Origin of the sequence: Flavobacterium sangjuense (assembly GCF_004797125.1) — a bacterium.
Classification (GTDB): Bacteria; Bacteroidota; Bacteroidia; order Flavobacteriales; family Flavobacteriaceae; genus Flavobacterium; species Flavobacterium sangjuense.
Genome location: NZ_CP038810.1, coordinates 2874490 through 2895944, shown reverse-complemented (window position 1 = coordinate 2895944; position 21455 = coordinate 2874490). Strand labels below are relative to the sequence as shown.

Here is a 21455-nt window from a genome sequence, read left to right as displayed (position 1 = left end):
AAAAGCCTGCTCAAATGAACAGGCTTTTCTTTTGAAAAATTATCTTATCCGGGTTGTATATCCAACTTCTTAATTTGAGTTTTGTACTCCGATGGGAGCAATAAATTTTTTAAAAATTTCCCCATTTTCATATTTCGGCTGAATTTGTAAATCGGAATTACAATCGCAAGCAAAGAAAAATCATTTAAATACAATAGCTTTTTTACACGCTTTGGCACCACCAGTTTTTGACTTTCTACCAGCACTTCATATCGGAACCAACCGAGATTTTTTTTGTATTGCTTAAAAAGATCAAAAGTGTATTTGCTTTGTTTTAGGTTTTCCTTTAAATGTGATTCTCTTACCGGCAACCATTCAGTGTATGTTGACGGCAGTTCAACTAATCCCATTCGGGTTCCAACACGATAAAAAACGTTATAGACTTCTTCCTTTTCTTCATAAGTCAATTTCCTTTCGAGAAGCTCGTAAGACGCAATGGAATAATGAATAAGCATGAACAATACATCTCGGTAAGCCCAGTCGGGAATCACAGCACCACGGTTTTGTTCTACAGCTCCGTGTATTTTTCGCAACATATCTATCGAAGCATTTGCTTCTTCAACAGGCGAAAAGACGATATACTTTGCATATTCTACTGTGGAGAACAATCTTCCCAAAGGATCTGAAGGTAGTTTTCCGGTAAAATATAGCCAGTCTACAGCCTTATTTAGGGCAAACTCACCAGAAGCTCCGGCAAAAATAAAAAGCACCGTATCGCTCTTTCCCCAGATTTCTCTAACTATCGAATCTTTTTTAACAAACAGTTTCATTTTAGTTTTATTATCAGTTACAAATTTACTTACTCCAATCAATTTTTCTTGAGAAATACATCACAGCGCCAAGTATTAGGAACAATCCAATGCTGCCAACAAGTAAGGCGTAATCTTCCATTTGAATAATCACATAAATAAAGGTGTATAAAACCGAAAGTGATACTCCAATAAACATTGGAAACTTTCTGTTCTTCAAAATCGAAATAGAATACATCGTAATCATCGCGACGACAGAAGTTCCGGCAACAGTATAGGCAAAGCTAAACGTACTGTGCTCTGTAATTGAAATCAGCAAAGTATAAAACATGATTAACGCCAACCCAATCATCGAATACTGGAAAATATGAATATTGATTTTGCTAACTGATTGAATTAGGAAGAAAATCAGGAACGTCAAACCAATAACCAGAAAACCATATTTGGAAGCGCGTTCGTTTTGTTGGTATTCATCCACAGTTTGAATAAGTTTTACGCCAAAAAGATAATCATCCAAATCGGGTAATGCATTCACATATTGCTGTGTAAAAGTTCGGTTGATGTCCAGAATTTTCCAATCGGCGTGAAACCCTTTATTGCTGATGGTTTTTGTCGTGTCACTTGCAGCGAATGAGCCTTCAAAACTTGGTGATTCCCAATCAGAATCTACGCTTACAGTTGTGATTTTTCCAACTGGAATAAATTTCACACTATTGCTTCCGTTGTACGTGATTCCAAAATTAAAATTGATTTTTTCATTATTGATTAATGTTTTATAATCAAAGTTGTTTGTGGCTAAAACGCTGTAATCGCTTTTGTCATTATTTTGTGGTTCAAAAGAAAATTTATCATTGTTCAATTGAATTTTCAGTTCGCTTTTGATGCTTTTTAAATTGGTTGTTTTTACGATTATGGAAGCTTTATTCCATTGAATATTTTCTTCGGTGATGCCCAATTTAGAAAAGTTGGGTTTTGTAAAATCACCCTTAAAATTCATATCTGCTGTAAAGACAACATGATTAAAAATGCCTCGTTTCAGCGATTCATTCTTCTTGATATTAGAAGTGTTCTTCAATTCATTCGGAAAGAAATAAGCATAATTGCTTACTGCTTTTCTCTCGATTGTTGTTACGCCGGTTTTAGGATTTGTTACATTATAAGCTTCATAACTTGTGTACGGAATCCTTAAAATCGGTCCGTAGAACATAACATCTCTTCCCCATAGTTCGGTGACTTCATCAACCATTGCTGTTTTTCGCATAGAACGTTCGCGGATTAAATCCTGTACAAAGAATAGCGGAATTAATAGCACTAAGGTTAGGAATCCGACCATTATCATTTTGGCAGTATTCGATTGAAAGAATGATTTGACTTCGGTAACTTGATTTTCTGAATTTTCCATGATTTTAATTGTTTTTAAATTAGAATTAATTAGTTGTATGTAATACGATGTTTAAATAGAGTAATGCAATTGGAATGTTTGCCAAAAGAATAAGCATTCGAATGGCGATAATTTCTCTTTCTAAGCGATTGATAATAAAATTATAGAGCAGATGTATTAATGTTATACTATTCAAAAGAATTGCTATAAGAATATAGAAAAAACCCATAATCATAATATCGATGTCGTCCTGAAAGCTGAGATGAATTAGTAATAAAAGTGTTCCAATGCCAAATGACGTAATGGCCAAATAGGTTGAAAATGGACCAGGTGCTGCTTGTGTTTGTGTCATGATTTTAGTGTTTTTTTATTTAGAAATGAATGAGCTAAACAGTAAGAAATTAAAATAAATGTTCCTAAAACTATTGTGAATAGCAAGGTTTCGGTGTTTTGAATGCTTTTGCAGCTAGTTGATAAAAGACTAAAAGGATGACGTAAAATATCCCAGCTGTTAAAACGTAAAATTCTCCCGAGATAAATTCCAAATGCCGACAGATAAGCAACAGTTCCGATTAATATCCATGATTTTTGTGAAGAATATTTCATTTGCAACAAGAAGTGTATATCAAATAACGATAGTATGCCTGAATAAAATCCGGCAACGGTAAAACAGCTAAATAAAACAGCATCAAATAAGAACTGGAATTTAGTAACGTGATGCAGATGGACAAAATCTGTTATCAGATAGAAAGAATTAGGAAGAAAGAGCAACCATATCAGTAAAACTGAATAAAAAGTAAAAGTGCCCGGAACTATATTCTTTATTTCAGAGGAGAGAAAGTAAGGAATGTAAGCCAAAAAGAGATTCCAAATCAGAAAAAGCAAATACACTTCCTGTGTAATTTTTACGCGCAATAGAATCAAAGTCAATGATAACATGGCTAACAGTATTAAAACTGGATTTTGTTTTTTGTTTAAAAAGTAAATGGTTAAGATTTTGTTCATTTTATTTGTATTTTTAAAAGTACTTTGAAATTCAAAGTTTGTAAATAAAAAAATAGGTTATGGTTTTGATATTAATTTTTCAAGTGCTTCAATGTGTTCCCTAAATGCTTTTTTCCCGGCTGTCGTCGCAATATACTTTGTGTTGGGTTTCTTTCCGATGAATTGTTTTTCAATCATAATATAGTTTTCGGTTTCTAATGCTTTGGTATGACTGGCAAGATTGCCATCGGTAACGCCAAGCATTTCCTTGAGCATATTAAAATCGGCACTTTCATTGACCATCAGCACAGACATAATCCCGAGACGAATTCGGTGATCAAAGGCTTTATTTATATTTTGGATGATGGTTTTCAAGGTTAGTAGGTGTCAATAACAGTTTCTAAAATAGGAGAGTCTACGAGCTGAGAAGGAGCAACAACTTGTTCTTCTAATGGAATTTTATTTCCATATCGCTCAACCAAAATGGCTTTAACTTTTGGGTTATTTAAATTAAAATTTTTCAGGCTTTCCAATTTACAAAGCTCAATATTAGCACCATTTTTATATATTTTCCAAACTAATTCCGAACAATAAATTTTGTCATCACTCCATTCAAAATATAGATCATAATCCTTGTTCTTGAATTGGCTTCCATAAGATTTCATTTTTTCAAGAATGTCTGGCTTTAAAAGTGTGTTGGCATTTTTTAAGCGTTTAACCAAATAATTGTTTCCCTTGCCATGTGAAATCCATTCCTTCAGCGGAGTAATTTTAACTGGCTGAACGGCTTCATATACGTATTTTTCGCCTTTGATTTCATAAATTATACCACAATGAGAAAACTTTGAATTAGTTGCAATCCTTACCGCTTCACATTGCCTAGATTCTGAAGTTTGAAAAATGATATCGCCATCTTGTATTTTTTCTAATACGTGTGGATTTTTATAGATAGACGTTTCACGGGCATTACTAATAAAGTAAAATGCAGTTAATAGGATAACGATAAAAGCTATATAGACCTTTTTCATGTTAATTTCTATCATATTTAAAATACATCACCGCTCCATAAACTATATGGCAAATACCAAATCCTAAAACCCAAAAGTACAAACCATATCCGGAAAACTCAACGGCAATTAAGCCCAAAATAATTTCAGTTATGCCTAAATAACGGACGTCTTTCAAAGTGTATTTGCTGGCATTCAAGCAAGCTAATCCATAAAAAATTAAAGTTATTGGTGCAATCAGACCATAAACACTGTGACGCAATAGGAGTAAAGCAAAAATTCCGCCTGTGAACAATGGAATAGAAAAGTTTATCAATAGTCTTTTGGACGAAGCATTCCACACATTTTCTCCTAATTTTTTTGCTTTTTGCTTGGTCATAATAAAAGCTGTAACCAATGAAAGTACTAAAACAACGAATGCAGTCAGGACAATTAGTTTAAAGGTTAATCCTTCGATAATAACAACATCATATTTGTTTTTTTCTAAAAGTGTATTAACTATATATGCTCCAATTAATGCATAAATCCCAGCCAAAATTCCGGATAAGCCACTTAATGAAATAAATTGTGTTGATTTTGACATCATGTCCTTGATGTCTTGTATGTCCTTAAGATATTTTTCTTTTTCCATTTTTAAAGTACTTTGAAAAACAAAGTAAATAAATATTTTTGCTGTGACCAAATGTTTTTTGATTTATTTTTGATAAAAAATTAAACTATGAACAAATTTGCCATTTCCGCCCTGTTATTCACATCTATTCTTTATTCGCAAAGCAACGACCAACAAATGCTTAAGAATATTTATAGTCTTTCATTGACCAATTCAAAATGTTATCCCTGGTTAGATGATTTGTCTAATAAAATTGGCTCCCGGATGTCGGGTTCTGTTGGAGCTGAAAAAGGTGTTGCTTATGTAAAAGCGCAACTCGAAACTTTGGGTTTAGATAAAGTCTATCTTCAGGAAGTAATGGTGCCAAAATGGGTGAGAGGTGAAAAAGAAACAGCCTATTTTTTTGATAATAAAACAAAAGTAAGTATTCCAATTTGTGCACTTGGTGGTTCTATAGCGACGTCAAAAAATGGTTTAACGGCTGAAGTTATTGAAGTGCATAGTTTAAAAGAATTGGAAACTCTGGGTATAGACAAAGTAAAAGGTAAAATTGTTTTTTATAACCGACCATTTGAAGCTGCTAATATTGATGCTTTTAAATCGTATGGTGGTTGTGTTGACCAAAGATATTCCGGAGCTGAAAAGGCAGCAAAAATGGGAGCTGTTGCCACTATTGTCCGTTCCATGGGTTTTAGGTTAGATGATTTTCCACATACTGGTGCGCAGAGCTATGGTGATTTGCCAAGAGATAAATATATTCCAACGGCTGCGATTAGTACGAATGCCGCAGAACTATTGAGCAAAAAACTTAAAGAAAATAAGGGTTTAAAATTCTTTATGAAACTTTCCTGTGAAAACCTTGGCGAAGTACTTTCGTATAATGTGATTGGTGAAATCACAGGTTCGGAGCATCCTGAAAAAATTATGATTGTTGGTGGGCATCTTGATTCCTGGGATTTGGCTGATGGTTCACATGATGATGGCGCCGGTGTTGTGCAGAGCATGGAAGTTTTGGAGTTATTTAAAAAATTAAATTACAAGCCAAAGAATACGATTAGGGCTGTACTTTTTATGAATGAAGAATTTGGTGGAAGAGGTGGAAGAAAATATGAGGAATTATCTAAACAGAACAAAGAGAACCACATTTTTGCACTTGAAAGTGATGCAGGTGGATTTTCGCCAAGAGGATTTTCTTTTGAATGTAACGCCACAAATTTCCAAAAAGTAACCAACTGGAAATATTTATTTGAGCCCTATTTAATACATCAATTTTTTATTGGACATACTGGTTCGGATATCGAACATCTAACTTCTGCCAAAATTGTAAAAGCAGGATTGATTCCGGATTCGCAGCGTTATTTTGATTATCATCATGCTGCTAATGATACATTTGATGCTGTTAATAAACGTGAGCTGGAACTTGGCGCAGCAACTATGGCTTCACTGATGTATTTGTTTGATCAATATGGAATCGACTAAAAGTAAAAACATACTATAAAAAAACGTCCCGATATTCGGGACGTTTTTCATTTAAATTAATAAGCTCTGTTGATATAAATCCAACCCGTTTTCGCCGGTAGATTATCATTAAAGTCGATAACATAATAATAAGTACCATCCGGTAGTTCATCACCTTTATCAGATTGTCCTTTCCATTCATTTGTATAACCACCTTTGCTATAGACTTTCATTCCGTATCTATTGAAAATGCTCAGATGTTTCACATTTAATTGGGTTAAGTCAAAGAATTCGTTATCACCATCATTATTTACAGAAATTCCTTTTTGGATTCCGCAGAATATTCTAGCTAACGTAATTGGTTCTGTTTTATAACATCCTTCCGCATTGGTAACAGTCACAGAGAAAGTAATAGGCATTTCTTCATTTACTGTTGTTGAATTTAAATATTCAGTAACATTAAACGTACTTGCGTTATTTCCAACTGTCTGCCCATTGCTGTTACTCCAAACAAAACTAGCCGTAGTGAGATCAATTGAATTATTTAAAGCCGTAACTTCTATAATAAAATCATCACCAACACAATTTCCGGATAGTTCAAAATCAAAAGCACTTTGAACTGTTACAGCAAGACTTCCGTTATTCGCACATTGTCCTGCAGTAGGAACAAACGTGTAAGTTCCGGATTGTGTATTGTCAATTACCGATGGTGTCCAGGTTCCGGTATATCCTTGAATAGATGTTGCCGGAAGTGAAGGAGCAGTTTCTCCAATACATAACGGAGCAATAGGATTAAATGTCGCAGTTATTTTTTGGTTAACAGTTACCGAAACGGTTCCGTTTGATGCACATTGTCCGGCAGTTGGCGTAAATGTATACGTTCCCGATACGGTATTACTCACTGTACTTGGTGACCAAGTTCCGGTAAATCCTTCTAATGAAGTTGCAGGTAATACAGGAGCTGTGTCTCCATTACAAATCGCAGCTATTGCAGCAAATGTACTTGGCGTTGGTTGGTTAACAGTTATTGTTATACTTCCTCCTGATGCACATTGTCCTGCAGTTGGCGTAAATGTATACGTTCCCGTTAGTGTATTGCTCACTGTACTTGGTGACCAAGTTCCGGTAAATCCTTCTAATGAAGTTGCAGGCAATACAGGTGCTGTATCTCCATTACAAATAGCAGCTATAGCGGCAAATGTACTTGGAGTAGGTTGGTTAACGTTTATGGTTAAACTTCCGTTTGATGCACATTGACCTGAATTTGGCGTAAATGTATACGTTCCAGTTTGAGTGTTGTCAACTGTAGCCGGATTCCAAGTACCCGTAAATCCTTCTAATGAAGTTGATGGCAATGTTACCACATCTCCTCTACAAATTGTTATTGGATTAAATGTTGCGGTAACAGTTGGATTTACAGTTATAGTTCCATTTAAAGTTATTGTATTACAACCACCAACGGTACTTACAGTGTAAGGGAACGTTCCTGATTGTGTTGGAGTTCCGCTTATCGTAAATACTCCGGTTCCAGAGTCAAAATTACCACTAACTCCTGTTGGAAGTCCGGTTGCGGTAACGTTTGTAGTGTTTGTTGAAGCATAAGTAATAGCAGCAATAGCAGTATTAATACAAACAGTTTGAATGTTATTCGCCGAAGTTAAATTCATTGTCACTGTAGGCAATAGCGATACCGTTCCGGATGCTGCAAGCGAACTACATTCAACCGAAGTAACACTCACTGCATCTAAGAAATTACCAACAGTTGGATCGCCGCCAGTACTTGACACGGATACAAATCGTAAGGTATAATTACTTCCTGAAGAAGTCGGAACCGTGTAATTTAAAGTGCGGTATACCCATGCAGCATTAGAATCGTTAAAGTTTCCTAAACTTGTGTATGGACCACCAATTGGACCGATTTCAACTCCAACAACATCATTTCCTTGACGACCTCTATGAGCAAATGAAATTTGTAATTGAGCTCCAGGATATGTTGTGAAATCTTGGAATGCTGTTGCCGTTGAATTTCCGTTTATTTCTATAAAATTACTTCCTTGATAAGCAAAAAAGCCTTCAAATCCGGCTGCAGGCCAAACTTCCATAATTCCGTCTGGAGCAGTAGTGTCCCAACAATCAATTACATTTTCGTTTAACATATTTGGGAAAGCACCACTAGTAGCCGGACTTTCAAAACTACCATTACAGAAAGAAGTTCCTGTTGGAGTAATTACCACACTATAAGTTCCGGCAACATTTGTGTTAAAGCTAGCCACATTCCCTGGATTTGTGAATCCAGCAGGGACAGTCCACACATAAGTATAGCTACCCGGTACTTGAGGAGTGGCAGTTATAGTTGTCGATTGACCAGCACAGATAGTTGAACTGTTCACAGTTACAACCGGAGGTGCAGGATTAACCAAAGTTATAATCTGAGTAGATGTAGCCGTACAATAAGTAGTAGTAAGACTGAAATTGGCATAAACACCCGCATTCAATCCGGTTAATACTATTTGACCACTCGTGTCAGCTATTATTGTAGTTGGACCAACAACAACCGTGTCATCTGTATACGTTACCGAATAAGCCTGACTTGGAACCAAATTACTTATAGTAATTGTTCCGGTATTACTATTACAAGTTAAAGGATCAGTACCCAAAACAGGAACTGTCGATTGGACAGTAAGTGTTATAACTTCAGTTGAGGCGAAAGTACAGCCATTTACTGCATAATTAAAGTTTGCATATACGCCAACTGTTAACCCGCTTAATATGTATTGACCTGAATTATCAGTGATGATTGTTATAGGACCAACAACAGCACTATTATGAGTATAAGTCATAGTGTAAGTTGTATTTGGAGCTAAATTTTCAATCGTAATAGATCCATCATCCTCATTACAAATCGAAGGATTTATTGAGGTATACGTTGGGTTTTCCTGTAGTGTATAGGTTGCTATAAAATTATTTCCGGCATTATTTATAAAAATAGTATCATCACATTGTGTTGTAGAATCCACATCTCCGGTAATATCATAAAACACTTCCAATACATAATCACCAGCTGGGAAAGCTGTTAAATCTACCGGGAATTCAGCATCACTCAGGACTTCCTGCCATTTTTGATCACCAGTATTACAAGGGCCACCACTAGGGAAGCTGCCAGATGTACAGTCTTCAAAGAAAGGTAGGTTTAGTACCGTAAACGTACCCGGAGTTCCTCCTTGCGGATAAATTCTATAATTCAATCGGGCACTACAAACGTTGGCTGTAGCAGATTTAAATGTTTTTAATTCGGCACCTCTTAATTTGAAAGTGTTCGAATTAGAAATGTACGTTCCAAAATCAGTATCAGGGAAAACATTTTCAACCGGACCAATTATTGAAGTTCCTGAACCAACAGTATTAAAGAAATTATTATCCTCACAATTTGTTAACCAAACTGCGCTGGCAAAACTTCCAAAAGAACAATCCTGTAAAACTGTTACCGTTAAAGTTACTACATCGGCACATTGAGGAGTATTTGGAGTAAAGGTATATACTCCAGTTAGTGTATTGTTAACAACACTAGGCGACCAAGTTCCTGTTATACCATTCAACGAAGTTGTAGGCAATGTTGGAGCAGGAGTTCCGGTACAAATAGGTGCTGGCGATATAAATGTTGGAACTATAGGTGTGTTTATAGTAACAGTTCCGGAAGCACTAGAACTAGTTGCTCCTGTAGTGGTGTCAGTAATAATGACACTATATACTCCGGCCACACTAGTATTGAAACTAGCCACATTTCCTGGATTGGTAGCTCCCGATGGAACAGTCCATACATAATTATAAGTTCCGGGAGTATTTGGTGTTGCAATTACGTTTGCCGGCGTTCCTTGACATACGGTTGGACTATTGACAGTTACTTCTAAAGTGGCAAGAGGAACTGGGCATGGTAAAAATACTTTTAAAGCATAAGCTAAATAAGCATGTGTTCGTCCTCCTGTTGTTGCATAATCTATTGAAAAACTTGAAACAGGTGTCGTACTCATATACCACGAACCGTACTCAGCATTATTACCAGTTTCAGTAGTAGCTACAGCACCAGTTACTGTAGTAGTAAGGTTTGTTGATGTTGTTGATGTAAATGTAACACCACCAAAATTAAATGTATCATTCCAAGAACCACCTAAATCAACATCGGACATACTATATCTATCAATAATTACAGGAGTTGAAAATGTAAATGTCAAACTTCTCGATGGTGGATTTGTTGTTGGTCCAAATGTTGAGAATGTGTTGTTTCCAGTCACAACTAAATTAGCAGGAAAAGCAGCTGGGCTTGTAAGTGTTACAGCGTTTCCACCTCCAGTCTGAGTAACGGTAACTGTTCCGCCAGGGAATGTTCCACTCACCGAAGCTGCTCCATTAGCGGTATTCCAAACAACATAACTTCCAGTCTGAGTCATATAAGCGGGTGTCCAAGTACTTGTTTCTGAACCTGAACATACACTTCTAACATAGTATTGATTACAACAGTTAGGTGTTAAGCCTGTTACTGTGTATGGGTTTGAAGTGGTTGAAATCCAACCCGGGGTACTGTTTGTTGGCGGTGGAGAACCACAAGGTAAAATTAATACCTGCCAAGAAGTAGCACTTCCGGCTTCAATCCAACTTAATTGCGATGTTGTAGTCACTACTGTAGTTGAAGATGCTCCTAAAGGATTAGGACAAGCAGCCGCTGGCGCACAAGTAATATTTGATGACCAACCTGTTTGCGTAACTGAACTATTTGAGATAAATACAAAATACAAACATCCATTTGCTGCAGATGATGTAGCTGACGGAGGTAAATTTGTTCCCGAATAGGTGCCAATTAGAGGTGCTGAAGCATTATCACCATTGTAAATTCTTAAAATATCATTATTGAGTTCTGTATCAAAAGAAGTAAAAGTTACAGTAACTTTATCTGTTGGTGACGAAGGGCAAATAAGCGTCCCTATGTTTGAATTATTTGCATAATTACCTAATGCTCCTGAGTCTAAGAAATTTCCACCACAACCTGGCGGTGCAATTTGAGTTGTTATTGTCACTGAAGTTGACCACTCACTAACACCATCAGTACCGCAATTTCCACGAACATATATAGTGTAACAAGTATTTGGGAATAAACCAGTAAGAACAAACGGATTAGTTGCAGCCGGAACCCAACCTGTAGTTGCAGCTGTTGGAGTAGCAGAACCACATGGTAAGGCTAAAACCTCCCAAGAAGTGGCATTACCAATATTCGTCCAGGCAAGATTGACAGAATTGGCAGATACCGCTGAGGTCGTTATATTAATAGGTTTACGGCATAAAGGTGCCGGAGCACAAGTAACATTGGAAGTCCAACCTGTTGATACAACACTAGTGTCAGATATGAATACAAAAGTCAAACATCCATTTGCAGCATTTGAAGTATAAGTTGGTGGAACAGTCGTACCCGAATAAGAGCCTAATAAAGGAGCTGAAGTATTATCACCATCATATATTCTTAATATATCCACTCCACCTTCAGTGTTGAAAGAGGTAAAGGTAACCGTAACTAAATCACCAGGAGTGGTTGGACAAATAGTCGTAGTGGTGTTTGCATTATTGCCATAGTTTCCGGCTGGGCCGCCAGAATCCACGAAGTTTCCACCACAAACCGGAGGTAAAGCCTGCGTAGTGAAAGTAGTTGCAGTTGACCAGGCACTGCTGTCAGAAGCCGAACATACTGCTCTAACATAAACATCATAACAAGTTAAAGGAGTTAATCCTGTTAAAGTAAATGGATTTGTGGATGCACTTACAAATCCGGTTGAAGCCGCTGTTGGAGGTGTTGAACCACATGGTAAAGCCAGAACTTCCCATGCTGTAGCAACTGATGTATCGGGATTTGCTGGTTGTGTCCAACCTATAACAGCTGAAGTAGAAAGAACTGTTGTATTTGTTAAAGTTGTAGGTTTGCTACAAGTTGGAGCTGGTCCACAAGTTATATTTGCAGCCCAACCTGTTGATACAACACTAAAGTCAGAATCGAAAACAAAAGTCAAACATCCACCCGGAGAGCTTGAAGTATAAGTTGGAGGTAAAGTTGTACCTGTATAGGTTCCCAATAATGTTCCGGAAGCACTACTTCCATCGTAAATTGTAAGGCTATCACAACAACTTTCCATTGAAAATGAAGTAAAGGTTACTGTAACTAAATCACCTGAATTTACTGGGCAAATAGTGGTAGTTGTATTTTCATTATTTGAATAATTTCCAGCTGGTCCACCTGAATCAACAAAATTTCCACCACAAACCGGAGGTAAAGCCTGCGTAGTGAAAGTAGTTGCAGTCGACCAGGTACTGCTGTCAGAAGCCGAACAAACTGCTCTAACATAGACATCATAACAAGTTAAAGGAGTTAATCCTGTTAAAGTAAAAGGATTTGTAGATGTATTAACAAATCCGGTTGAAGCTGCAGTTGGAGCATCAGAACCACAAGGTAAAGCCAAAACTTGCCATGCTGTAGCAACTGATGTATCAGGATTTGCAGGTTGTGTCCAACCAATAACAGCTGAAGTAGAAAGAACCGTTGTATTTGTTAAAGTTGTAGGCTTACTACAAGTTGGAGCTGGTCCACAAGTTATATTAGCAGCCCAACCTGTTGATACAACACTACCGTCAGATTCGAAAACAAAAGTCAAACATCCACCCGGAGAGCTTGAACTATAAGTTGGAGGTAAAGTTGTACCAGTATAGGTTCCCAGTAATGTTCCGGCAGCACTACTTCCATCGTAAATTGTAAGGCTATCACAACAACTTTCCATTGAAAATGAAGTAAAGGTAACTGTAACTAAATCACCTGAATTTACTGGGCAAATAGTGGTAGTTGTATTTTCATTATCTGAATAATTTCCTGCTGGACCACCTGAATCCACAAAGTTTCCACCACAAACAGGAGGTAAAGCCTGTGTAGTGAAAGTAGTTGCAGTTGACCAGGTACTGCTATCAGAAGCCGAGCAAACTGCTCTAACATAAACATCATAGCAAGTTAATGGTGATAATCCGGTTAAAGTGAATGGATTTGAAGTTGCATTGACAAATCCAGTTGAAGCCGCAGTTGGAGCCGCAGAACCACAAGGTAAAGCCAGCACTTGCCAAGCTGTAGCTACTGATGTATCAGGATTTGCAGGTTGTGTCCAACCTATAACAGCTGAAGTAGAAAGAACCGTTGTATTTGTTAAAGCTGTAGGCTTACTACAAGTTGGAGCTGGTGCACAAGTTATGTTAGCAATCCAACCTGATTGTACAACACTACTGTCAGATTGGAAAACAAAAGTCAAACAGCCATTTGCCGCACTTGAAGTATATGTAGGTGGTAAAGTTCCACCAGTATAAGTTCCTAATAAAGTTCCGGCTGTACTATTTCCGTCGTAAATTCTAAGACTATCACAACAACTTTCCATTGAGAAAGAAGTAAATGCAACCGTCACTAAATCACCAGCAGTTGTTGGGCAAATAGTGGTTGTTATATTTTGATTATTACCATAGTTTCCGGTTGTACCACCTGAATCCACAAAGTTTCCACCACAAACTGGCGGTGCTGCCTGTGTTGTAAAAGTAGTTGCTGCTGACCAAACACTGCTGTCAGAAGCCGAACATACTGCTCTAACATAAACATCGTAACAAACTGTAGGTGACAATCCGGTTAAAGTGAAAGGATTAGTAGATGCAGAAACCCAACCTGTAGTTGCTGCTGTTGGAGCTGCTGAACCACAAGGCAGAGCCAAGACTTGCCAAGCTGTAGCTACTGATGTGTCAGGGTTTGCAGGTTGTGTCCAACTTATGACAGCTGAAGTAGAAAGAACCGATGTATTTGCTATAGTTGTTGGTTTTCTACAAGTTGGTGCCGGCGCACAAGTTATACTGGCAACCCAACCTGTTGAAACAACACTAGTGTCAGATTGGAAAACAAAAGTCAAACAACCATTTGCGGCACTTGAAGTATAAGATGGAGGTAAAGCTGTACCGGTATAAGTTCCTAATAAAGTCCCGGCTGTACTATTTCCGTCATAAATTCTAAGGCTGTCACAACAGCTTTCCATTGAAAATGAAGAAAAAGTAACCGTCACTAAATCACCAGCTGTAGTTGGGCAAATAGTGGTTGTTATATTTTCATTATTTGCATAGCTTCCGGTTGTACCTCCGGAATCCACAAAGTTTCCACCACAAACCGGCGGTGCTGCCTGTGTTGTAAAAGATGTCGTAATTCTTGACCAGGCACTACTATCCGAAGCTGAACAAACCGCTCTAACATAAATATCATAGCATGTTACGGGTAATAATCCGGTTAAAGTAAATGGATTTGAAGTTGCACTAACATATCCTGTTGAACCTGCTGTCGGAGGAGCAGAACCACATGGTAAAGCCAGAACTTGCCAAGCTGTAGCTACAGATGTGTCAGGATTTGCAGGTTGAGTCCAACTTATAATAGCAGTAGTTGAAGTTACTGTCGAATTAGTCACTGCATTTGGTATACTACACGTTGGTGCCGGAGCACAAGAGACATTACTGGCCCAACCTCCCGCTGTCGTAGTACCATTTGAGGTAAATACAAATGTCAAACATCCTGAAGACGCAGAAGACGTAAATGCTGGTGGTAATGTAGTTCCGCTTAAAGTAGCTAATAACGGTGCAGAAGCATTATTACCATCGTATACTCTTAAAAAATCAGTTGCGTTTTGGGTATTAAAAGAAGTAAAAGTAACCGTTACCTGATCTCCCGGAGTAGTAGGGCATATAGTAGTGGTAATATTTTCATTATTGGCATAATTGCCTGCAACACCGCCGGAATCCACAAAGTTTCCGCCACAAACTGGTGGAGCAGTACCGGTGGTAAAGTTGGCTGAAGCAGTAGACCATGCACTTGAAAATCCTGAAGTACATACTGCTCTAACATAATATTTGTATGTTGTATTTGGAAGTAAACCGGTTACTACAAATGGTAATGTAGAAGTGGTATGAGTTGGAGTCCCTGTCGGAGTTCCTGATGCAGGCACAACTTCTATTTCCCATGTTGTTCCGGCACCATTAGGATTTAACCAGTTTAAGGTTGCTCCGTTTACAGTTATTGCAGAAAAAGTCAATCCTGTTGGTGCTAAACATCTCGCATTTACTCCAACATCATCTATTAACCATCGGTCTCCATCTATTGATGTAGTAGGTTGTGTATATACTTTTACAAAAGAAATATAAACAAATTGGCCCACAAAAGCAGACAAATCAACTGTTTTTTCTGTATAGATATTAAAGTTTGATGTAGGTACAATTAATTCATCTTCTGACCATTGCTGTACTAATACATAGTCATTAGGATTAGTTTGTGATCCGGTAGCGACTGAGGCCACTTTTACCTGATAAATAGTCCCTTGATTTCCACTGGTAAACATTCTTGTGAAAAAATGTAATTCACCATTGGTTGGAACTTCTATCGGTGGTGTTGCTAAATAATTTTCAGAAGTATTCCCCTGACCAATATTATCTCTGGTTATATAAGCTGCATTAACTCCGTTATTTACAGTTGGTGGAGTTGTAATAGCTGAATTGATTCCCCATCTTTGTGTACCAATACCATTATCAAAAACAGCCCAGTTTCCTGAATCTAATGTCCAGTTAGTTGATGGAAAAGCATCCGGACCTGTAGTGTTTTCAAATCCTTCTGAAAACTGTGAATAGGCGTTGATTGAAAATAATAATAGTGCTAAAATTGATAAGCTAATTTTTTTCATATTGATTTGTTTTAGGTCAAGAGAGTTTGATAAAAAAATTATATTCTGAAAATTCCGCCAAAGGCAATTATACGTTGTAAAAATAAAAAATGCTGTGATGCACTATCTGCCGCATCTTTCGTTGTTCGAATGTCGTTCATATTAATGTAACCGCCTTTCATTTCAGCTTCAACAAAAAAGTATTTGAAGAAGGTTAGGTTTAATCCAACCTTGGCAGAAATACCAAATCCAGATACATTAAAATCGTCGTGTCTTTCTTTTCCAAGCAATGTAGCATTAGTTTTTGGATATAGTATTCCGGTTCCGATACCTTCGGTTATATTCAATTGAAATTTATCTGTATTTCGTATTTTAAAAATCTTTGAAATATCATCTACACGGGAAAACTCAGCATTGACATAATTCAAGCCATCAGTGTGTTCAAATTTTAGAAAAGTACCATCTGTCAAATCAACAGTATGATTTCCAGATGGTAAATAAACTCCAGCATGGTCAGGATAGGATGCACCAACAACTCCTCCAATTTCTACCGTTTGATTTTGAATCATAACATATTTCATATGATCAACTCCAATGGAAATATTATAATGGTCATTGATGAAATAACCAATTCTTAAATTGGTTTGCGGTATTGTCATTCGTGCTGGATTTATATAATCGATGTTCCAGCCTTTTGGTTTATCGTTTGCCTGAACATTGTATAGCGTAAAATCATAATCCGGACCTTTGAAATGAATATCTGATTTGGAAAAACTTTCGCGATTTCCTCCCCAAAAGATAAACATTTTTCCTTTGTTGTGTGCGGTATATTTAACTGGATTAACTGCTTTTTCCTGAGCAGAAACAACTAGGGTTAAGGCAAAAAAAGTTATGAATGAAAATAATATTTTTTTCAAAATGTCTAATTAATTAAAATTGATTGATTGTTTTTCTGATGGCTACCAAACGAGTCATCAAACCTTCAAAATAGTCCAAATGCAACATATTAGCGCCGTCACTTTTGGCATTTGCAGGATCAAAATGGGTTTCTATAAAAATTCCGTCAACGCCAACTACAATTCCCGCTTTGGCAATGGTTTCAATCATATCAGGTCTTCCGCCGGTTACACCAGCAGTTTGATTTGGTTGCTGTAGCGAATGGGTAACATCCAAAACGGTTGTCGCGTACTGTTGCATAGTTGGAATTCCACGGAAGTCAACTATCATATCCTGATAGCCAAACATGCTTCCTCTATCGGTAACTATTACATTTTGATTGTTGCAGTCCAAAACTTTTTGAACCGCATGTTTCATGCTTTCCGGACTCATGAATTGTCCTTTTTTTAGATTGACCGTTTTTCCGGTATTGGCCGCAGCTACTACTAAATCGGTTTGACGAACCAAAAACGCCGGAATTTGTAAGACATCAACATATTGTGCTGCTTTGTCAGCATCTTCATTGGTGTGGATGTCTGTAACGGTTGGAATATGAAAGGTTTCAGAAACTTTACGAAGTATTTTTAACGCTTTTTCATCGCCAATTCCCGAGAAACTATCTATTCTTGAGCGATTGGCTTTTTTAAACGAGCCTTTGAAAACGTATGGTATTTGTAATTTGTCTGTTATTGTAACTAGTTTTTCAGCTATTTTCATAGCCATTTCTTCGCCTTCAATAGCACATGGACCCGCAAGTACGAAGAAATTTCCACTATCAAGGTTTTTGATTTGTGGAATGGAATTTAGATTCATAAAATGTTTTGTTTTTTTTTGAAGACGCTAATATAAGGATATTTTGGATATTCCTTACAATAAGTTTGTTAAGTTATTTTTTGATGGAAAGACCGATGGGAACAAGCAAATATCCTTTCTCATAAATGTTTAGGTATAATTTTACCGGCTCGGTTTGTCCTTCCCATTTTAACTCATACAAATCAAGAAAGCCTGCTCCGATTTCGGTTCTTTTGGTTGGAAAAGGACAACAGCTTTCCACTTTAGAAAATGTTATTTTTTCACCTTTTGGTCCGGCTAAAGCATTTAGAAAACGTTCGGCGTTTAGGTTTTCGTCTTTGGTGTTTTTGTAAAAAACATTAATAGGATAATCGGCATCATAACCATATTTTTTGTCCTTACTGTATTCTGTCAGAACAAAAGTGTTGTTTGCTGATAATGTTGGAATTGGGGCATTGTCATCTACATTTTTTAAAGTAGATTTTGTACTAACGCAGGATGTGGTTGTTATTGCAATAAGAATTGCAACTAAAAATGGCTTGATTTTCATGGTAAATATTTTTTTATTTTGCTTTTACAATTATCATGCAAAAATGAAAGCATACCAAAAATAAGTAATTTATAGTAATAGTTTATCGACCCAGTTCAAATGAATTTCTATTTTTGTATAAAATATATCGTATGGAAATTTTAACTCACACTTGGCATTGGTCGGTTGCAGGTTTTCTCATAGCCGTAGTAATGCTGTTACTTAATTATTTCGGAAAAGTGTTTGGAATGTCGTCCAATCTTCGCTCGTTATGTGCCATGACAGGCGTTGGAAAAAAAGTTCCCTTTTTTGATTGGGATTGGAAATCACAACGCTGGAATTTAGCCGTTGTTGTTGGCGCGATGATTGGCGGTTATGTGGCAGTTCATTTTTTGAGTGATGCTTCGAATGTCGATATTAATCCAAAAACTATTGAACAATTATCGGCGATGGGAATTGACGCGCCAAACGGGAAATTATTGCCGGATGCGCTATTTGGAAATCAAATATTTGAATCTCCAAAAATGATTATCATGCTACTCGTTGGCGGATTGTTAATTGGTTTTGGTTCCCGTTATGCCGGCGGTTGTACTTCGGGTCACGCCATTGCCGGAATGAGTAATTTGCAGTTACCTTCTTTAAAAGCGGTTATCGGCTTTTTTGTCGGAGGTTTGATTATGTCACATTATATTTTACCCTTACTTTTTTAAGCTATGAATTATTTAAAATATTTACTTGTTGGATTTTTCTTTGGTATTGTTTTAACCAAAGCTGAAGCGGTTTCCTGGTACCGAATTTATGAAATGTTTCAATTCCAGTCGTTTCATATGTATGGCATTATTATGACAGCAATTTCAGTTGGAGTTGTTAGTATCCAAATCATAAAAAGAAATAAGTTAAAAGACTTCGATGGGAACCTGCTAACGATTCAAGACAAAGAAAAAGGCAACGCGCGTTATTGGATTGGCGGTATTCTTTTTGGATTAGGCTGGGCCATGGTTGGTGCTTGTCCTGGACCAATTTTTATACTACTCGGCGCAGGTTTTATGAGCGTCGGATTGATATTGATTGGCGCTATTCTTGGAACTTTTTTGTATGGCGTTTTAAAGGATAAATTACCGCATTAGATTCCTGAATTGAGCAAAACGAAGTAGATAACCCCGATGGGAGCGGTACCGAAGTATAGCGGACAGCGGGACAGCATATCCTGAAGACAATAAATGCTGTGTTCCTAATTATTTTTTTGATTCAATCTCAAAATTCCAAAAGTAATGCTGAACTGCGCTATCAGATAGGTTATCATTATCGAAAAAGATGCAGCTGCAATTGGTGAATAAAACTTGTCAATAGCTAAAAGACTATCCGAAATCACAAAAAAAGCAGCGCCCAAAAGCACAATATATTTTGAATTCCCTTCCCAGTCAAAAGTTCCTTTCAAAGCCACTTTTAGCATAATCGTGATAGTCAATGCATATCCGGTTACGGCAAATTTCAAATCTCCTAAAGTCGGAATCAAAAGTGAAAGTATGCTAATCAAATAAATAGTTGCGCAAACAAAACCAACCCAAAATAAAGGCTTTTTGAAGCTGACACTTACTAATGTCTGTTGGGTAAATAGCACTATGAATAAGATATGAGCAATTAGGAAAGCCACTAATCCGAAGATAAAATACAATTCGCCCTTATCGGCAAACATCAAAATGCAGTCGCCAACCCAGGAAAAAAACAAAGCTAAAAGCAACCATTTTTTGGTATCAAATGGCTCGCTTTTTACCACAGCATAAAACAAAAACGGAATCAAAAATGGTTTTAAATACCAAGTCAAAGTCTCGTTTCCGATAAGTAAAAGTATGGAATACAGTATTCCAAAAACCACAAAAATCTGGAGCAATCGTTGGCTAGTTATCATAAGAAAGTTTGTTTTGAGTATTCTTGAATTCGACAAAAACAAAATACGAACTCATCAATAATGATAAAGTGAAATAGATGATAAGCAGCACATTTGAAAAGGATAAAAAGGTTGACATGCCAAACCAATCGCCATAGAAATAAAGAATTCCCATTGAAAAAATAAATCGTAATCCTTCCCAGAAAATGGAGAGTTTACGTGTATCCATCAGTTCAGTATAGCTGTAAACTGTTAGGAAAATGAATAATCCATAGACAAAAATATTGGGTAAACCGATTGTTCCAATGTTTCCAAAAAGATAGCTTATCAATCCCAAAGTGGTGAACAATTGTACCAATGACCAATACATCAAAAGTTGTGAATGTTGATTTCCGTATTTATCAAAACGATACACATCGGTAATTTTATCAACTGGGTATTTTTCATCAAAATCTTTTGGACGCCAGCCGGTTGGTTTAAACCAAATCGTGAATTTATCTTTCCAGTTTTCGGCATGATAAGCATCTTTAATCAAAAGCCATAAATGCTGAAAATTAATTTTGATTGGATTCCATGTATGCGCTGGTCTTGTGATGCCAAAAACCGGTGGAACCGAATCTAATTCTTCCTGAAAAGTGCCAAACCATTTATCCCAAAAGATAAATATTTGTCCGTGATTTTTATCCATATATTCCGGATTGATAGCATGATGCACTCGGTGATGTGAGGGCGTAACCATAAATTTTTCCAGAAAACCAAGCTTGCCAATATAACGCGTGTGATACCAAAATTGTAAAAACAAATGTATCGGCAACAAAATGGCAATCACAGTTGATGGTACTCCGAAAAGTGCTGCGGGCAGTAATAAGAAAGTAAACAGATTTACAAAACTTGAAATCGGCTGACGCAACGCACAAGCCAAATTGAATTCTTCGCTACTGTGGTGAATAGCGTGTTTGTTCCAGAAAAAATTGATTTGGTGCGCCCATCGATGTCCCCAATAACCATAAAAATCAATGACAAAAAAGGCAATTACATACGTCAGTATCGTAGCTTCGATATGAATGATAGCCAAGTGAGAAACCATCCATTCATAGGAAATAATCGCAATACTCAATCCCAAAGCATCTTTTACGGCATTGGTCATTCCGGAGCTGATACTTGAAATGCTATCCATCATTGGCGCGTGGTCAACACCTTTAAAATAGCCATATACTTTTTCGATTACGATTAGTAAAAGAAAAAAAGGCATAGCAATCAATAAGATTTTCCCGTATTCTTCCATAGCGATAATTTTATTCCGCTGCGCTCCATACAATTCGGCTACGCC

The 21455-nt window shown here is 37.0% G+C and carries 16 protein-coding genes; 3 read left to right on the top strand and 13 right to left on the bottom strand.

Features of this window, described 5'->3' with window-relative positions; all coding sequences use genetic code 11:
* Positions 1 to 44 precede the first annotated feature (44 nt).
* Genes GS03_RS12310 through GS03_RS12280 form a run of 7 tightly spaced genes read right to left on the bottom strand, consistent with a single transcriptional unit; the run spans position 45 to position 4791 of the window.
* A complete protein-coding gene (locus tag GS03_RS12310) occupies positions 45 to 809 on the bottom strand; it encodes an oxygenase MpaB family protein (RefSeq protein WP_136152839.1) in 765 nt (254 codons plus the stop codon).
* 25 nt (positions 810 to 834) lie between these two features.
* On the bottom strand, positions 835 to 2190 hold the full coding sequence (gene creD / locus GS03_RS12305; protein ID WP_136152838.1) for a cell envelope integrity protein CreD: 1356 nt from the start codon (positions 2188 to 2190) through the stop codon (positions 835 to 837).
* Positions 2191 to 2215: 25 nt separating this feature from the next.
* Positions 2216 to 2521 (bottom strand): hypothetical protein, encoded by a 306-nt coding sequence (locus GS03_RS12300; protein WP_136152837.1) that lies wholly within the window; start codon positions 2519 to 2521, stop codon positions 2216 to 2218.
* A complete protein-coding gene (locus GS03_RS12295) occupies positions 2518 to 3174 on the bottom strand; it encodes a DUF1361 domain-containing protein (protein WP_136152836.1) in 657 nt (218 codons plus the stop codon). Before GS03_RS12295 ends, GS03_RS12300 begins: the two co-directional genes overlap by 4 nt.
* Before the next feature lie 57 nt (positions 3175 to 3231).
* Positions 3232 to 3528, bottom strand: a complete 297-nt coding sequence (locus GS03_RS12290; protein WP_136152835.1) for a winged helix-turn-helix domain-containing protein — start codon at positions 3526 to 3528, stop codon at positions 3232 to 3234.
* Positions 3529 to 3530: 2 nt separating this feature from the next.
* Positions 3531 to 4196 carry a YiiX family permuted papain-like enzyme gene (locus tag GS03_RS12285; protein ID WP_246034089.1) on the bottom strand — a complete coding sequence of 222 codons (666 nt, stop codon included), beginning with the start codon at positions 4194 to 4196 and terminating at the stop codon, positions 3531 to 3533.
* Complete coding sequence (locus GS03_RS12280; RefSeq protein ID WP_136152834.1) at positions 4183 to 4791, bottom strand: hypothetical protein; 609 nt, start codon at positions 4789 to 4791, stop codon at positions 4183 to 4185. The genes GS03_RS12285 and GS03_RS12280 overlap by 14 nt, the downstream gene beginning before the upstream one ends.
* A gap of 87 nt (positions 4792 to 4878) precedes the next feature.
* On the opposite strand from GS03_RS12280, the gene GS03_RS12275 reads away from it, so the two are divergent.
* Complete coding sequence (locus tag GS03_RS12275; protein ID WP_136152833.1) at positions 4879 to 6249, top strand: M28 family peptidase; 1371 nt, start codon at positions 4879 to 4881, stop codon at positions 6247 to 6249.
* Positions 6250 to 6305: 56 nt separating this feature from the next.
* Here GS03_RS12275 and GS03_RS12270 read toward each other — a convergent pair whose 3' ends face one another.
* The 4 genes from GS03_RS12270 to GS03_RS12255 all read right to left on the bottom strand — a co-directional run bounded on the left by GS03_RS12270 (position 6306) and on the right by GS03_RS12255 (position 18258).
* Positions 6306 to 16001 carry a CUB domain-containing protein gene (locus GS03_RS12270; RefSeq protein ID WP_136152832.1) on the bottom strand — a complete coding sequence of 3232 codons (9696 nt, stop codon included), beginning with the start codon at positions 15999 to 16001 and terminating at the stop codon, positions 6306 to 6308.
* Positions 16002 to 16039: 38 nt separating this feature from the next.
* Complete coding sequence (locus GS03_RS12265) at positions 16040 to 16888, bottom strand: hypothetical protein (RefSeq protein WP_210726633.1); 849 nt, start codon at positions 16886 to 16888, stop codon at positions 16040 to 16042.
* Positions 16889 to 16910: 22 nt separating this feature from the next.
* Complete coding sequence (kdsA, locus tag GS03_RS12260) at positions 16911 to 17729, bottom strand: 3-deoxy-8-phosphooctulonate synthase (RefSeq protein ID WP_136152831.1); 819 nt, start codon at positions 17727 to 17729, stop codon at positions 16911 to 16913.
* Positions 17730 to 17802: 73 nt separating this feature from the next.
* Positions 17803 to 18258, bottom strand: a complete 456-nt coding sequence (locus tag GS03_RS12255; RefSeq protein WP_394346355.1) for a 2-dehydro-3-deoxyphosphooctonate aldolase — start codon at positions 18256 to 18258, stop codon at positions 17803 to 17805.
* A 131-nt stretch (positions 18259 to 18389) separates the two neighbouring features.
* On the opposite strand from GS03_RS12255, the gene GS03_RS12250 reads away from it, so the two are divergent.
* Both GS03_RS12250 and GS03_RS12245 read left to right on the top strand, forming a co-directional pair.
* Positions 18390 to 18947, top strand: a complete 558-nt coding sequence (locus GS03_RS12250) for a YeeE/YedE family protein (RefSeq protein ID WP_136152830.1) — start codon at positions 18390 to 18392, stop codon at positions 18945 to 18947.
* A 3-nt stretch (positions 18948 to 18950) separates the two neighbouring features.
* Positions 18951 to 19364, top strand: a complete 414-nt coding sequence (locus GS03_RS12245) for a DUF6691 family protein (RefSeq protein WP_136152829.1) — start codon at positions 18951 to 18953, stop codon at positions 19362 to 19364.
* Positions 19365 to 19468: 104 nt separating this feature from the next.
* Here GS03_RS12245 and GS03_RS12240 read toward each other — a convergent pair whose 3' ends face one another.
* Entirely contained in the window at positions 19469 to 20146 is a 678-nt protein-coding gene (locus tag GS03_RS12240) for a lysoplasmalogenase (RefSeq protein WP_136152828.1), read from the bottom strand.
* Positions 20136 to 21410, bottom strand: a complete 1275-nt coding sequence (locus GS03_RS12235) for a sterol desaturase family protein (protein WP_136152827.1) — start codon at positions 21408 to 21410, stop codon at positions 20136 to 20138. The genes GS03_RS12240 and GS03_RS12235 overlap by 11 nt, the downstream gene beginning before the upstream one ends.
* Positions 21411 to 21455 lie beyond the last annotated feature (45 nt).